12 protein-coding genes, 1 pseudogene and 1 riboswitch are annotated in these 14,559 nt (G+C 66.1%); of the genes and pseudogenes, 10 read left to right on the forward strand and 3 right to left on the reverse strand.

Going from position 1 to position 14,559, the window contains the following annotated elements:
• Positions 1–16: 16 nt before the first annotated feature.
• On the reverse strand, positions 17–589 hold the full coding sequence (locus tag NIBR502771_RS07745) for a recombinase family protein (protein WP_141159233.1): 573 nt from the start codon (positions 587–589) through the stop codon (positions 17–19).
• A gap of 345 nt (positions 590–934) precedes the next feature.
• Positions 935–1,180: riboswitch (cyclic di-AMP (ydaO/yuaA leader) on the forward strand.
• Positions 1,181–1,184: 4 nt separating this feature from the next.
• Here NIBR502771_RS07745 and NIBR502771_RS07750 point away from each other — a divergent pair.
• The gene (locus tag NIBR502771_RS07750; RefSeq protein ID WP_141159234.1) at positions 1,185–2,009 is read left to right on the forward strand and encodes a M23 family metallopeptidase; all 825 of its coding nucleotides are present in this window, start codon (positions 1,185–1,187) and stop codon (positions 2,007–2,009) included.
• Positions 2,010–2,183: 174 nt separating this feature from the next.
• Here the strand turns inward: NIBR502771_RS07750 and NIBR502771_RS07755 are convergent.
• Positions 2,184–2,552 (reverse strand): annotated as a pseudogene (locus NIBR502771_RS07755) (cytochrome c biogenesis protein ResB); the annotation flags it as partial.
• On the opposite strand from NIBR502771_RS07755, the gene NIBR502771_RS20695 reads away from it, so the two are divergent.
• The 7 genes from NIBR502771_RS20695 (at position 2,512) to NIBR502771_RS07785 (ending at position 8,192) form a co-directional block, all read left to right on the forward strand.
• Positions 2,512–2,700, forward strand: a complete 189-nt coding sequence (locus NIBR502771_RS20695) for a hypothetical protein (protein WP_168225700.1) — start codon at positions 2,512–2,514, stop codon at positions 2,698–2,700. The pseudogene NIBR502771_RS07755 and the gene NIBR502771_RS20695 overlap by 41 nt on opposite strands.
• A gap of 171 nt (positions 2,701–2,871) precedes the next feature.
• Complete coding sequence (locus tag NIBR502771_RS07760; protein WP_141159235.1) at positions 2,872–3,174, forward strand: DUF4193 domain-containing protein; 303 nt, start codon at positions 2,872–2,874, stop codon at positions 3,172–3,174.
• 717 nt (positions 3,175–3,891) lie between these two features.
• Positions 3,892–4,278, forward strand: coding sequence for a helix-turn-helix transcriptional regulator (locus NIBR502771_RS07765; RefSeq protein WP_141159236.1), 387 nt, complete (start codon positions 3,892–3,894; stop codon positions 4,276–4,278).
• Positions 4,275–6,227, forward strand: coding sequence for a cation-translocating P-type ATPase (locus NIBR502771_RS07770; protein ID WP_141159237.1), 1,953 nt, complete (start codon positions 4,275–4,277; stop codon positions 6,225–6,227). The genes NIBR502771_RS07765 and NIBR502771_RS07770 overlap by 4 nt, the downstream gene beginning before the upstream one ends.
• Positions 6,224–6,739, forward strand: a complete 516-nt coding sequence (gene lspA / locus NIBR502771_RS07775) for a signal peptidase II (protein WP_141159238.1) — start codon at positions 6,224–6,226, stop codon at positions 6,737–6,739. The genes NIBR502771_RS07770 and lspA overlap by 4 nt, the downstream gene beginning before the upstream one ends.
• A 161-nt stretch (positions 6,740–6,900) precedes the next feature.
• Positions 6,901–7,278 carry a helix-turn-helix transcriptional regulator gene (locus NIBR502771_RS07780; RefSeq protein ID WP_141159239.1) on the forward strand — a complete coding sequence of 126 codons (378 nt, stop codon included), beginning with the start codon at positions 6,901–6,903 and terminating at the stop codon, positions 7,276–7,278.
• Positions 7,275–8,192 carry a cation diffusion facilitator family transporter gene (locus NIBR502771_RS07785; protein WP_141159240.1) on the forward strand — a complete coding sequence of 306 codons (918 nt, stop codon included), beginning with the start codon at positions 7,275–7,277 and terminating at the stop codon, positions 8,190–8,192. The genes NIBR502771_RS07780 and NIBR502771_RS07785 overlap by 4 nt, the downstream gene beginning before the upstream one ends.
• A gap of 701 nt (positions 8,193–8,893) precedes the next feature.
• On the opposite strand, the gene NIBR502771_RS07790 is transcribed toward NIBR502771_RS07785, so the two are convergent.
• Complete coding sequence (locus NIBR502771_RS07790; protein ID WP_141159241.1) at positions 8,894–10,432, reverse strand: exo-alpha-sialidase; 1,539 nt, start codon at positions 10,430–10,432, stop codon at positions 8,894–8,896.
• 176 nt (positions 10,433–10,608) lie between these two features.
• On the opposite strand from NIBR502771_RS07790, the gene NIBR502771_RS07795 reads away from it, so the two are divergent.
• Positions 10,609–13,530, forward strand: coding sequence for an exo-alpha-sialidase (locus NIBR502771_RS07795; RefSeq protein ID WP_141159242.1), 2,922 nt, complete (start codon positions 10,609–10,611; stop codon positions 13,528–13,530).
• Complete coding sequence (locus tag NIBR502771_RS07800) at positions 13,527–14,534, forward strand: GDSL-type esterase/lipase family protein (protein WP_141159243.1); 1,008 nt, start codon at positions 13,527–13,529, stop codon at positions 14,532–14,534. Before NIBR502771_RS07795 ends, NIBR502771_RS07800 begins: the two co-directional genes overlap by 4 nt.
• Positions 14,535–14,559: the final 25 nt, after the last annotated feature.

The raw sequence follows: 14,559 nt of genomic DNA on the forward strand, positions 1-14,559 counted from the left end.
ATGCAAGGCCCGCCGTTCATGGTTTGGCGAGGTGCCGGTAGATGGTTGGCCGGGTGACGCCGAACTCCTGGGCGATGTGCTCGACCGTGTGTGCACGCTTGCCGTCGGGCCCCTTTTCTTCATACATTTCGCGGGCCAGCCTGACCTGACGGGGGCCTAGTTTTGGTTTCTGCCCGCCGGTCCGCCCCCGCGCACGGGCAGCGGCCAGACCGTCACGGGTCCGTTCAGACATCAGCGCGTGTTCGAACTCGGCGATAGAGCCAAGTATTTGGAAGAACATCCGCCCCAGCGCGGTGGAGGTATCGATGCCCTGGTCCAGGACCACTAGGTCAACACCACGCACCTGCAGCGTATTGGATAAGTCGATGAGGTTTTCCAGCGACCGCCCGAGCCGGTCGAGTTTGGTGACGACGAGCTGATCACCCGCCCGGTTGGCCGAGAGCAGCGCTTTGTCGAGTTCGGGTCTGCGGGCGAGTTTTCCGGAGGCTGTGTCAATGAAGATCTGCTCACAGCCTGCCGCTGTCAGGGCGTCGTGCTGGGCTTCGGGGTGCTGGTCATGGGTTGAAACCCGTCCGTATCCGATACGCATCCTCAAAATGTATCAGTAACCCGGCTGGACGTTACATAGAAGGGTACACGCGAAGCATTACAAATGAGGTCCCGTGCTTCCGCACTTCTTCGAACTCGACTGGGAGCGTATTGCGAACGATCGTTACCGGTCAGGCGGAAGATGCTTATTGCCACTCTTCCGCGGGTTTGGTCCCTGCAATGATAGGCGACGACGAGTAGTCCGGTGGCGAACATGATGGCGAGACCCCGCCCGTAGTGGCGCGCTCACCCGGCGCAGTGACGGCCATTCCGTATGGATAACGGAATTATTACCGTCCGGGCTGGTCGGCTATAGTTGACCGGAAGCATCGATACCAAAACGTTACCTGATCCGGAGCCGAGCTCTGCCAGCGGATCAGGTGCACGAGTCACCAACTGGCAGAGGCGGAGGAACCACAACCGGCAGTCGCAGGACTGCCTCGGGGTGAAGTCCGTCAGCAGCAAGCCCTCGTCCAGATAAGGATCCTTCCGGGGACATCTCTGCGCAAAGTGCTTGTTACGGCGGACCGGGTCTTTGAACTCTCTGACCCGAATCCGACAGCTAACTTCGCAGGCTATCCAGAGAGGAAAAAGTCTTGGCCACGCAATACTCCAGGGGCCGTCGACGCGCGGCAGGCCCCGCTTCGGCGCGTCGAGTGACCGAGGCGTTTACCGCGGAGAGGCCCCGCGATCCGCAGCGCGAAGCACGCCGTCGCCGGGGACCCTTCCGCCAGATCACAGATTTCGCCGCCTCCAGCGGCGTCGGCCAAAAGGGCGGCATGGCGTTGGCAGCAACGGGCCTGGTACTCACCGTGAGCGTTCCGGTGACCGGCCCGGTGATGGCAGCGCAGGAACCCGTTCAGGCCGCGTCCGCCGTTTCCGCCGCCCCACAGCCTGAAATTTCCGCGGCGCCCGGAGCCCGGATCGACTTCAGCCGCTCCATCGTGGCCACGAAGGCGGACCCGGACGGCAAGCTGAAACAGCTACTCAGTGCCCAGTCGGCCGGTTCCATCACCCGTGCAGCCTCCGCTGGAACTCTTGGCAATCCGCTCGCTGCGATGACCGTGGTTTCGCCGTTCGGGTACCGGGTCAGTCCCATCACAGGCGGCTCAGGGGACTTCCATCGGGGAGAAGACCTCGTGGCCCAGTGCGGCACTTCCGTCCTGGCCGCTGCCGCAGGCACCGTCACCTTCGCAAGTTGGGACCAGTATGGCGGAGGGAACCGCGTGGTCGTGGATCACGGCAACGGCCTGAAAACCACCTACAACCACCTGTCTTCCTTCAACGTGACCAATGGACAGAAAGTGTCCCGGGGAGACGTGGTGGCCTTCAGTGGAACCACGGGCGCCTCCACCGGCTGCCACCTGCACTTCGAGGTTGAAGTCAACGGTAACGTTGTCGACCCCACCGGCTGGCTCTAGATTCAACCGATGGCAAGCTCTCAAATCGTAGTGACGTGCCATGACCTGAATGTGACATTGTTTCCAAACCCCGGCTGATCTAGCTGTACCCAGCCATCAGGTTGGTGACCCTCGCGTGATCGGGGTGTCCTTGATGGCGGCGTGGATGCGTTCAGAGTTGTAGTAGTTCAGCCAACCGGTTCCGGACGGCAGTACGACGGTGCCGTATTCCGGCAGGCGGGACAGTCGCCTGGGCGTGCGGGGCGGGCGGAGCGCAAGGCTTTCCAATGGGCCCGGGCCCTGGGCAGCATACAGCCGATCAGGGAAATGAACAGCAGGATGTAGGTCGCGGAGAACCAAGCCGAAGAATACACGTCGTAGAACTGCAGCGCGTCAAGGATTCTCCCGAAGTCCGGGTTGTCCCTTGATATGGCGGGGCACGACGGCAGGATTCGCCGGACGCTTCGGGAAGAGTGAGCCCGGGACAGCGGCCACGGCCAGCAGGAGCGGCAGGAACAAGGTCGTGCGCATGCTGGGCAGCTGGGTCCAGGCCCAGCGCAGCATGCCGGAAGCCCAAGTGGCGGGGGAACCGCGGTCGCGGCCTCCGCGGGAGGCCGACTGGCCCCCGGAGCCGCTGTGCACAGGCATCGGCTACTTTCCGATCGTGGCGGCGCGGTGCGGTTCCATTGACCGCATCTTCTACAATACGTAGAAGTGATGTTTAATGGAGGCGTCAATCGCTGCGTGGCCGGGCCCTTTGACCTGGGCGGCACGGGTGCCCTTCGGGCATGAGGTGGGCATCACCGGCACTCCGGCCGTAGGCATCCAAATGCCGCGAGGCCCGGTTCATTCCCAGAAAACCACAACGAAAAGAGAATCAAAGGTGGCGACCGACTACGACGAAGCGCGACCCGATGTTGCAGAGTCGCGCCATGCCACGCTTCAGGCGCTCCGGTCCGCGAACGCCCCGGATGCCCGCAGTGTGGTCAGCGCGCTGGATGAGGCTGACACGACCGACGGTGTGGAACTGCCCGGGGCTGACCTCTCCGATGAGGTACTGGCCATAGAGGTCATCCCGCAAAAGGATGACGAGTTCACCTGCTACTCCTGTTTCCTGGTCCGGCACCGTTCACAGATCGCCATCGGGAGTGACGGCTACGCTTCCTGCCTCGAATGCGAAAGCTGACTCTTTAGACCACAGCCGGAACCAGCATTGCTCCGGCCGCGTGTGGACCGGAACGTACGCACCGAACCTAGCTCTCGCTCTTATCCGGAACGATCGAGGCGGCCGCTGGTCCCGTTCACCGGCGAAGATCCCGAGCCTTTCGGTTTGGGAAAAGCCATCACGTAGTCGGTTCGGCTGCGGACACCTGCATGCTGCGCCAGCGCGGCCTACCGGTGTGGCAAAGAGGCTGTACCAACTCAGTTGAGACAGTGTCTCCGCGGCAGCATCGTGCAGACCGGACTCCACACCAAACCCGCCCAGATCGACGCCATCAAACTATCCGAGAACGAACTGAGCATCCACGGCAGCTGGTGCTTCAGCATCAACGACTGGCCGCGGATAATCCGCCTGATTGCCCGGGCAACTACCCGGTCAGCAAAGCCATCACATCCACCATCGACATCAAGGACGTCGTGCCGCTGGGCTTTGACGTACTATCGGACCCCCAGGGAGCGGAACTAAAGATTCTTGTCCGCCCCCTGATCGGGCGCCCGGGACCAATTCGCGGAAAACTGGCGCTAAGCCGTCCACGTCGCCGAACGGTACCGATCGTTGCCGTACGCCGGCAAACGGCCCATGAGCTCGTTCCGGATGCCCGTGCGATGGGTCGGCCCCACTTCCGTGCACTCTTGGTCGGGCATCTACGATAACAACATTCTATTCCGCTATCATCGATATATGGCGATTCAATTTGAGGTTCCGGCGGATTCCTGCGGCCAGCTCGATCCCGCGGCGGCACTGTTCCATTCCCTAAGCGACCCGACCCGACTGAGCATCGTGAAGCGGATGGCCGGCGGGGAGGTGCGCGTCGGTGACCTCACGGGAGAGCTGGGTCTGGCCCAGTCCACGGTCTCGGCGCACATGGCATGCCTGCGCGACTGCGGCCTCGTTCAGGGCAGGGTGCAAGGCCGGAGCGTGTACTACTCGCTGTCCCGTCCGGAGCTGATGGACATGCTGGCCCAGGCCGAGGTCCTCCTCGCCGCCACCGGCAACGCGGTCAGCCTTTGCCCGAACTACGGCACCGGAAGCGCCGGCGCCGTCCTGACAAAGGAGAACGCACGATGAGCGACGCCTGCTGCAGCGACGAAAAGCCCGGGACCGGGGAATCCGACGAAGAAGAGGAGGCCGTCGGGTTCTGGCAGGTGAGCGAGGTCCGGGCGGCTGCGGCCTCCGGTGTGCTGCTGCTCGCGGCGTGGATCACCTCATTGGCCGCGGGTCCGGAGTGGCTGACGCTTCCCCTGGAGATAGCGGCGCTGGTCGTTGCCGCATGGACGTTCGTTCCCTCCACACTCCGGCGGCTGGTGAAGGGCAAAATCGGTGTCGGCACGTTGATGACGATCGCCGCGGCCGGCGCGGTCGCCCTCGGGCAGTTCGAGGAAGCGGCCATGCTGTCCTTCCTCTACGCCATTTCCGAAGGGCTTGAGGAGTACTCCCTGGCCAAGACCCGGCGTGGTCTGCGGGCGCTGCTGGACCTGGTCCCGGCCGAAGCAAAGGTCCTGCGTGGCCGCACCGAGGTCACGGTCGCCCCGGCCGAACTGGTCCTGGGGGACCGGCTGATCGTCCGGCCCGGGGAACGGCTGGCGACCGACGGCAGGATCATCACCGGTCGCACCTCCCTGGACACCTCGGCGCTGACCGGCGAATCCGTCCCGGTCGAAGCCGGCCCCGGGTCCGAGGTCTACGCCGGGTCCATCAACGGCACCGGCCCGCTCGAGGTCGAAGTCACCAGCACCGCGGAGAACAACTCGCTGGCCAGGATCGTGCACATCGTCGAGGCCGAGCAGTCCCGCAAGGGGCCCGGGCAGCGCCTGGCCGACTCCATCGCCAGCAAACTCGTTCCCGGCATCCTGATCGCCGCGGCCCTGATCACCGTCTATGGCTTCATCGTCGGCGAGCCACTGCTCTGGTTTGAACGCGCCCTCGTCGTCCTGGTCGCCGCCTCGCCCTGTGCGCTGGCCATCTCCGTCCCGGTCACCGTCGTCGCCTCCGTCGGCGCCGCCAGCCGCATCGGTGTGCTCATCAAAGGCGGCGGCGCCCTGGAGACCCTCGGCAGGATCCGCACCATCGCCCTGGACAAGACCGGAACCCTGACCCGCAACCAGCCCGTCGTGGTTGACGTCGCCACCACCGGCTCCGCGACCCGGGAAGAAATTCTCGCCCTCGCGGCCGGGCTGGAAGCCCTCAGCGAACACCCGCTCGCCCGCGCCATCCTCGCCGCAGCCCCGGACCGCGCCGCAGTCACCGACGTGGACACCCTCCCCGGAGCAGGACTGGAAGGCCTGCTGGACGGCCGGCGCGTCCGTCTCGGCCGCCCCGGCTGGATCAACCCCGGGCCCCTGGCCGCCGACGTCGAAACGATGCAGCACGCCGGCGCCTCCGCCGTCCTCATCGAAGCCGACGGAGCGGTCATCGGTGCCATCGCTGTCCGTGATGAGCTGCGCCCCGAAGCCCGCGAGGTCATCGCCCGATTAAGCGCCTCCGGCTACACCACAGCCATGCTCACTGGTGATAATGTCATCACCGCCACCGCCCTGGGGAAGGCCGCGGGCATCAGCGAAGTCCACGCCGACCTCCGGCCCGAGGACAAGGCGGAGATCGTCCGCGTGCTCAAGTCCCGCCAGCCCACGGCTATGGTCGGTGACGGCGTCAATGACGCCCCGGCCCTGGCGACCGCCGACACCGGCATCGCCATGGGCGCCATGGGCACCGATGTCGCCATCGAAACCGCTGACATCGCCCTGATGGGCGAGGACCTGAACCACCTGCCCCAGGTGCTCGATCACGCGCGCAGGACCCGGGCCATCATGCTCCAGAACGTGGGCCTGTCCCTGCTGCTGATCGCCGTGCTGATCCCGCTGGCCCTGTTCGGCATGCTCGGCCTGGCCGCCGTGGTCCTGATCCACGAACTGGCCGAAATCGTCGTGATCGCCAACGGCGTCAGGGCAGGCCGGCTCAGCGGCAAGACCGTGCTCAAGGCCGCGCAGCCCGCCCCGGCTCTGGAACCGGCAGCGTGAGCGCCGACCCCACGGCCCGGCCCGGGCCGGCCGCACTACGGGCCCGCAGGATCAAGACCATGCTGCTCGTGGCGGCGGCCATCCTGGCCGCCGCCGACCTGGCCATCAAGGCGCTGGCCGAAGCGCTGCTCTCCACCCGGGCGGTCATCGACCTGGGGCTGGTCAACATCCGGCTGCTCTACAACTCTGGTGTCGCGTTCAGCCTCGGCGCGGATCTGGCCCCCTGGATCATCATCGCCGCCACCGGCCTGATCATCGTGACCATGACTTGGTACGCCGTCTCGTCGGCCCCGGCCATGACCGGGCTCTCCCGTGCGGGTGCGGCTCTGCTGCTCGGCGGAGCCGCCGGGAATCTCATCGACCGGCTGGACGGGCGCGGTGTCGTGGATTACCTGCACACCGGCTGGTTCCCCACCTTCAACCTCGCCGACGCCTTGGTCACCACCGGCGTGGCGGTCTACCTCCTTGGCACGCGCCCGCGCACACGCGCAAACCGGCCGGCACCCACCTGACGCTGCAACACGAGGCACGTCCGGCTGGGTAAACCGGGAACGCCGGCGGAACGGGGTCGCGGCTGGCATGCCGGATAGCGCCTCCGCTCTTCGAGGCGGCTGTCCCTGGGCCAGGTGCTTCAGAATTTTCTGGATACAGGACTATCTGTATCATTACGGGTATGCGCGTACTTTCCACGATTGACGTCCTGGCCCGCTTCGGCAAGGCCTTGGCGGACCCGACCCGGGCAGCGATCCTGCTGAAGCTCAAGGATGGCCCGGAGTTCCCCTCCGATCTGGCCGAGGGCATCGGGGTCAGCCGCCAGATCCTGTCCAACCACCTGGCCTGCCTGCGCGACTGCGGCCTGGTTGCCGCGGAACCTGTGGGACGCCGGGTCCGCTACGAACTCTCCGACCCGAAGTTGGTGCACGCACTGGGGGATCTGTTGGGCACCATCCTGACCGTCGATCCGATCTGCAGCTGCGCCGAACCCGACTGTGCCCAGGACAAGCCTGAGTTTTCCACTCCCATCCCACTGACTTTGGAGGTCCGCGCATGAGCGGCCACGACCACGACCACGGCGCCGCCGCCACCACCCGGCGCGGCAAGCTCATCACGGTCTTTGTCATCACGTTCACGGTGATGATTGCCGAGATCATCGGTTCGGTCCTGACCGGCAGCTTGGCCCTGCTCGCGGACGCGGGCCACATGTTCACGGACTCGGCCGGGCTGCTGATAGCACTGATCGCGGCGTCGCTGGCCCTGAAACCGGCCACCCTCGCGCGCACATGGGGTTACAAGCGTGCCGAAATCATCGCCGCCGCAGGCCAGGCCGCACTGCTCCTCGGGGTCGGCGGTTTTGTCATAGTTGAAGGCCTCCGCCGGCTCTTCGAGCCCCCGGAAGTCGGGGAGTCCGCGATGCTGTGGTTCGGCATCATCGGTCTGGTCGGCAACGCCATCAGCCTCGTCATCCTGGCCTCGGGCCGAAACCACAACTTCAACATGAAGGCAGCCTTCCTGGAGGTGCTCAACGACGCCCTGGGCTCGGTGGCCGTCATCGCGGCAGCCATCATCATTGCCCTCACCGGGTGGCTGCAGGCCGACGCCGTCGTGTCCTTGCTGATCGGTGTCCTGATCATCCCGCGCACGCTCAGACTGCTCCGCGATACCGTGAATGTCCTAATGGAAGGCACGCCCAAGGGCCTGGACCTGGCCAAGGTGCGTGAGCACATCCTGGCCCTGCCGCACGTCATCGACGTCCACGACCTGCACGCATCCCTCGTGGCCTCCGGGACACCGGTACTGTCCGCCCACGTCACCGTCGAGGACAGCTGCATGACCGACGGGCACGCCACCACCATCCTCGCGGACCTGCAGGACTGCGTAGCGAAGCATTTCGACGTCAGCGTCGAACATTCCACCTTCCAGATCGAACCCGCAGCCCACCGCGATCAGGAAAGCATTCCGCACTGATGGCACAGACCACCAAGACCCCCGCCCGCACCCATGGACACTGCCAAGAAGGTCCGGTCTTCAGCCGGGTCCTGCTGGCTCACCGGCCGCCGAAAAGGTCCAGCTGGTCGAGTCCCTGGACTTCGAGTGCGAGGCCTGCCGCGAAGCGCAGCCGCTCGTTGAGGACCTGAAGAAGGACTTCGGCTACAGGGTCACCTTCCTCACCCCTACTTGTTCAGGACCTTCGCCCAGGACCTGGGACTGGACTTGGCCGCGTACGACAACGCCGTCGCGATGACAAGACCAAGGAACGGATCAAAAAAGGACATCGTCGACGGCAAGGCCCGGCACCCTGACGTTCTTCCTCAACGGGGACAAACTCACCCTCAACACCGAGGAACAGTTCCGTCAGCTGCTCGCAGGAGCCGGCCGCCAAATAGCGGGATGCGACCGCCCGGGGTTTACCGCACGCGCGTTGTTCCTCCTAATGTCCGGCAACGGGTTTTGCGCCGAAGAGACGGTAAACGATGACTCCTGCCCCGCGGCCAGATGCGCTGCACCGGCCTTCTTCGCCTTCTCCGGATGATGGACCGCGCCACCGGCCCATCATCTGCGCGGAGGCTTACGGCGCCGCCCCCAGATCAGCAGAGGCTGGGATCCCCGCACGAGCACCTGCCGACAGGATTCTAGCGTCGGATATTTCACTAATTCACAAGCCACCCCTATGAGGGCGTGAAGTAGAGCGCCTCCCCGCCCGGCGGCAGGTCGATGGCCGGAAAATCACCGGCTCCGGGCCCGGCGAGACGGACCTGCGTGACCGTTGTGTCGCCGTCGTTCCTTGCCCTGCCCGTGAAAGCAAGGATGTCCCCGGCCTTGTACCCGGGAATGATGGGGCCGTAGTTGAGGTCCTGCGCCTCCCGGGTGCCCAGGACCTGGGCCTGCCCGGCGGAGTAGCCCTGGCCGATCTCCTTGGACGCCGGGCCCCAGTCGCCGCAATCGGCCGCCAAGACATGGAATTCGCCAAGGTTCCGCCACTCGGACGGCAGGCCCGGTGTGACGGACCGCAGTTCCATGTTGAAAGTGAGGCCAGGGTTCAGTTCCTTGCTGCCGGGTGGGGTCTGGGACGCCGGCAACTGGTCCGTCAGTTGCCCTGCCGGGATGGAGGCGAACACAATCTCCCGGTACCCCTGGCGCTCGTACAGGACACCGATGTTGCCGTCCGGCAGCCGGGTGGCGGTGGAGTAGGCGGAACTGCCCGCGCACAGGACCAGCCGTGCCGGCCAGGTCCGGCCGTTGTCCGGCGAGAGGCTCAAGACCGTGTTCCGCCGCAGGCTGGTGTCCTGGTTGTTGGTGGCCAGCAGCCAAGGGTCCGTCTCCGGCGTGGCAAGGCGGGGCACGGAAGGGAGGCCGTCAAAGCGGGTTAGGGAGCCGTTATCACTCGGGTCCGGGAGGTCCTCGACTGGAACCAGGGTGCTCCAGCTCTGCCCGCCGTCGCTGGACGTGGCAGCCAGCCGCCGCGGCGTGGCGCGGCTGTGCAGGAGCAGGCTTCCGTCGCCCCGGGCTGCCACTTTGTTCTCGTTCGGGGCGGCGCCATGGGTAGTGGCGCCGACGAGCTCCCCGAACGTCCAGTTGTCTCCGTGGTTGTCGCTGTAGGCCGAGGCTGCCATGATCGCGCCGTCGCACAGGACCACGAACTGCTGCACCAGCCGGCCCTGGAACGGCCCCGTATGGACTTGGATTCCCTGGCCGGCCGCGGCGAACATGCCTGTGATGTCCTGGCCCGCGGGGGTGCTGCCCTTCAACTCGGCGGTGAGGCGCCGGTGCTGCCAGGTCACGCCGTCATCGTCGGACCAGCTCAGGTCGCAGTGCTGGACGGACTCGTCCTCCGCGGCCATTCCTGCTGTCGATTCGAAGAACCCGGCGCGTGTTCCGGCGGCGTGGAAAAGGAAGATCCGCCCGGTCCCGGCGTCGACCAGCAGGCTGGGGTCGCCGAAACCTTCCAGGCCGGTGCCGCGGCGCACCACTTCCTGCGCACTCCACGTCTCACCGTTGTCGTTGCTGCGGCGGAGCAGCAGATCGATGGGGCTCGGCAGGTCGTCCAGGTTCGGCCTGCCGTCGTAGGCGGCCAGGAGCGTTCCCGTGGTGGTGACGGCGAGCGCAGGGATGCGGTACTGGCGGTATCCACCGCGGCCGCGGGTGGCGAGGATACGCTCCACGGTCGGCACGGCAATGGGCCATTCAGGAAAAAGGTAGGACGTCACATGTTTAGTCTAGCTTTCCACGTGGCTCCACCTTAGGGTGGTAGGACGTCGTATGTAGCAAGAATCACATTTGTGTGCAGCCTCGACGGCGTCGTCACTTCCATTCGAGCCGCAGCGCGGCGTCCAGAAAGGACATGGGTTTGCGAATTACCACCAAAAGAACCAAGAAACGATCAATGGGGAAGGCCGCGGGCACGGGCGCACTGGCCCTGGCCCTGCTGGCCGGGAGCGGGCTGCCGGCGCAGGCGGCCCCCACCCCCTCCACCAGCCCTACCGCTCCGCCGGGCAGCTTCCAGGAAGCGAACCTCGCAGCGGACAGAACGGCCGCCAACTTCTTCTACCGGATCCCCGCGCTGACCTACCTCGGCAGCGGCGTGGTCCTCGCCGCCTGGGACGGCCGGCCCGGCAGTGCTGCCGACGCCCCCAACCCCAATTCCATCGTGCAGCGCCGCAGCACTGACGGCGGAAGGACCTGGGGACCGGTACAGGTTATTGCAGCCGGCCATGTGGCGGATGCCACTGGACCGAAGTACGGCTACAGCGACCCGTCCTATATCTACGACGCCGAGGCCGGGAAGGTCTTCGCGTTCTTTGTCTACTCCAAGGACCAGGGCTTCGGCGGCAGCGGGTTCGGTAACGATGACGCGGACAGGAACGTCATTTCCTCCGCAGTGATTGAATCGTCCGACGGCGGCGCCACCTGGAGCCAGCCCCGTCTCATCACCGGCGTCACCAAGCCTGGCACCAGCAAGACCAGCCCCGTGGCGGGCGACGTCCGCTCCAACTTCGCGTCCTCCGGCGAAGGCATCCAGCTCAAGTACGGACCCTACAAGGGCCGCCTGATCCAGCAGTACGCCGGCGATGTCCGCCAGGCGGACGGCACCAACCGCATTCAGGCCTACAGCGTCTACTCGGACGACCACGGGGCTACGTGGCACAAGGGTGCCAACATGGGCGACCGGATGGACGAGAACAAGACCGTGGAACTCTCGGACGGGCGCGTCCTGCTTAACTCCCGGGACAACGCCAACCAGGGCTACCGGAAGGTGGCGGTCTCCACCGACGGCGGCGCCACCTACGGGCCGGTCACGCAGGACACCGAACTGCCGGACCCCGCCAACAACGGTGCCATCGCCCGGATGTTCCCCAACGCCCCGCAGGGATCGGCAGATGCGAAGAAACTGATCTTCACCAACGCCAACTCCAAGACCGGCCGCGAGAACGTCTCAGCCAGGGTGTCCTGCGACGACGGCGCCACCTGGCCGGGCGTGCGCACCATCCGCTCCGGCTTCTCCGCCTACTCCACCGTGACCCGGCTGGACGATGGCAGGTTCGGCGTCCTGTACGAAGGCAACTACACGGACAATATGCCGTTCGCCGCGTTCGACGACGCGTGGCTTAACTACGCCTGCGCCCCGCTGGCCGTCCCCGCCGTCACCACCGCACCCGGCGCCACCAAACAGGTTGCCGTGACCGTCACCAACCAGGAAACCGCCACGCTCTCCGGCGCCACCGCCACCGTGTACACCCCCAGCGGCTGGTCCGCCACCACGGTGCCTGTGCCCGACGTCGCACCCGGTGCCTCCGCCACCGTCACCGTGGACCTGACCGCTCCGTCCAATGCCAGCGGCCCGCAGAACCTCAACGCGGCGTTCACGACGGCGGACGGCCGGGTCTCGCAGGCCACCTTCACCGCCACGGTCCCGGTGGCTCCGCAGGTGGGCCTCAGCGTCACCGGCTCCGCGCCGGACCGCGACGTCGCGGCCAGCCCGTACCAGGCCGGCGACGTGCTCAGCTACACGTTCACCATCAAGAGCACGGCCAACGTCACCGCCAACTCAGTGCCGCTCGCCGGAACCTTCGACGCCGGGTTCCTGCCGCCGTCGGCCCCCAACTGCCGGTACAACAACCTGGCAGCCGGCGCCTCCTACACCTGCACCACGGCTAAGCACACTCTGACGGCCGAGGACATCTCCCGCGGCTACTTCATGCCGCAGGCAACCTTCAGCATCACGGCCAGCGCGACGCCGTCGCTCACCAGGACGGTTTCCTTCACCGGCGCGGCCGTGGCACTGCGCGATGGCCTGGTGGCCGCCACCATCACGGGCAGCCGCAGCGACGCCGGCCGGGACCTGGCTGCGCAGCCGTACGGCGCAGGGGAGGCGTTCCCCTACAAGTTCGACGTGACCAACACCAGCCCGCTGGTGGAGAAAGTGGTCCCCACGGCCGGCAATTTCAGCCCGTTTATGCCGGACGGCCCCGGGAACTGCCGGTACAGCGTGTTACCCGCCGGCCAGTCCTACACGTGTGCCACGCCACGCCACACTGTCACCGCCGTGGAAGCGGGCCAAGGCTTCTTCGTCCCCGAGACCTCCTGGGAGGTCAGCGCCACCGGCCAGACCACCCGGACCTACGCCGTGAACGCCGGCGAGGTAGACCTGAAGGTCCGCGATGCCAGGATGGAAGGCACCGTCGCCGCGGAATGGACGGACCTGGACGGAGACCGCTACGCCTCCGCAGGCGACACCATCACGTACACCTACACCCTGGGCAACGCAGGAAACGTGGACCTGACGGCGGTTTCCGCCCCGGACGCGGGCATCAGCGAACAGTTGTTGGCTGCCGGCAGTAACGTGACCGCCACCCGCGCTCACGTGCTGACTGCCGCGGACATTGCGGCCGGCCAGTTGGCACCTGTCAGCTTCGAGGCCACCGCGGACAACGGTGCCAAGCGCATCACGGCGTCGGTGGCCGGCGGGGGCATCCGGCTCAACCTGCAGCCCGCGCAGCCCGAATCCGTTCCGGCGCTCACAGTCCAGGACTTTGAGGGCCTGACACCTCCGTGGGACCTCGGCACCGCGGACAAGTACCGCAACGGCCAGAAGGTGGTCCTCGGGGGCCTCGACTACGGACAGTGGTATTACGTGTACCTGAACAAGCGCAGCTACCGGATTGGCTGGATTTTTCCCACCACTGGTAACACGGTGGAATTCATCCTCCCAGCGGACGTGCAGAACGGCCGCGATGACGTGGTGGTACTGGACAGGGACGGCAAACAGGTGGCCTTTGACCGTTTGCAGGTGACACCGAAGGGATGACGAAAGTGGAATCAGTGCACGCGCATTGGGCGGGGGCTTTCGACGTCGTTCAGGACGTGGAGGGCTGGCAGGAGTTCAGGCGGCTTGACACCGAACTGCTGATGCCGCCCTTCACTGACGGGCTTGCGGACATGGCACAGATGACGGCCGGTATCCGGGCCACGTGGACGGCTTCGTCCGGCAGGCTGACCCTCAAGGCGGAAGGTACCGCGGACTGCTCTCCCATTGATGTGCTGGTTGACGGCAAACTGGCCCACCGGATCCCCGCTGCCGGGCGGCTGAGCCACACGCTGGAGTTGGGAACGCTGCCGGCCGGCGCCAAGGTGCAACTGTGGCTCCCGCAGTTCGGCCGGTTCAGGGTGCTCCACGCATCCCTGCAAGGCGAGGATGTCCAGTCGGTGCAAGAGTCAGGCAAGCGGTGGCTGGCCTACGGAAGCTCCATCACCCACTGCCGGGAGGCGGCCGGTCCTTCCGAGACCTGGCCGGCGCTGGTGGCCCGGAAGCTCGGGTGGGAACTGCAGTCGCTGGGTTTTGCCGGCGAATGCCAGCTGGACCCGGCTGCAGCAAGGACCATTCAGCGACTCCCTGCGGACGTCATCTCCCTGTGCTTGGGCATCAACTCCTACAACGCAGCGGCGTTCTCGTTGCGGAGCTATGCCAGCCAGGTGCTGGGGTTCATCTCGAACATCCTGACCGCCCATCCGGACGTTCCACTGGTGGTGATCACGCCGGTCCTGTCGCTTCCGCGTGAAGCTACTCACAATGCGGTCGGTTCCACCCTGGCCGACTACCGGGAGGCCACAGCCGGAGTGGTCGCCTACCTGCAGCGGCGTTCCGGGGAAGCACGGATCCACCTGGTGGACGGCGGGGCGGTGCTGACGGAAGCCGAGGCGCTGGCCCACATGCCGGACACCCTCCATCCGGACAATGCAGGGTACCGGCTTATGGCCGAAAGGCTGGGCCCGCGCCTTGCCGCCGCGGCAGCCAACGGTCCGAAGGACTAGACAACCGGTCCCGGCCGGCGTCGTT

This window comes from Pseudarthrobacter sp. NIBRBAC000502771, assembly GCF_006517215.1.
In the GTDB taxonomy this organism is placed as follows: domain Bacteria; phylum Actinomycetota; class Actinomycetes; order Actinomycetales; family Micrococcaceae; genus Arthrobacter; species Arthrobacter niigatensis.

Coding starts and splice junctions, on each gene's coding strand:
- NIBR502771_RS07800 (WP_141159243.1), top strand. CDS start 13,527: ATGACGAAAGTGGAATCAGTGCACGCGCATTGGGCGGGGGCTTTCGAC.
- NIBR502771_RS07765 (WP_141159236.1), top strand. CDS start 3,892: ATGGCGATTCAATTTGAGGTTCCGGCGGATTCCTGCGGCCAGCTCGAT.
- NIBR502771_RS07795 (WP_141159242.1), top strand. CDS start 10,609: ATGGGGAAGGCCGCGGGCACGGGCGCACTGGCCCTGGCCCTGCTGGCC.
- NIBR502771_RS07780 (WP_141159239.1), top strand. CDS start 6,901: ATGCGCGTACTTTCCACGATTGACGTCCTGGCCCGCTTCGGCAAGGCC.
- NIBR502771_RS07785 (WP_141159240.1), top strand. CDS start 7,275: ATGAGCGGCCACGACCACGACCACGGCGCCGCCGCCACCACCCGGCGC.
- NIBR502771_RS07745 (WP_141159233.1), bottom strand. CDS start 589: ATGCGTATCGGATACGGACGGGTTTCAACCCATGACCAGCACCCCGAA.
- NIBR502771_RS07770 (WP_141159237.1), top strand. CDS start 4,275: ATGAGCGACGCCTGCTGCAGCGACGAAAAGCCCGGGACCGGGGAATCC.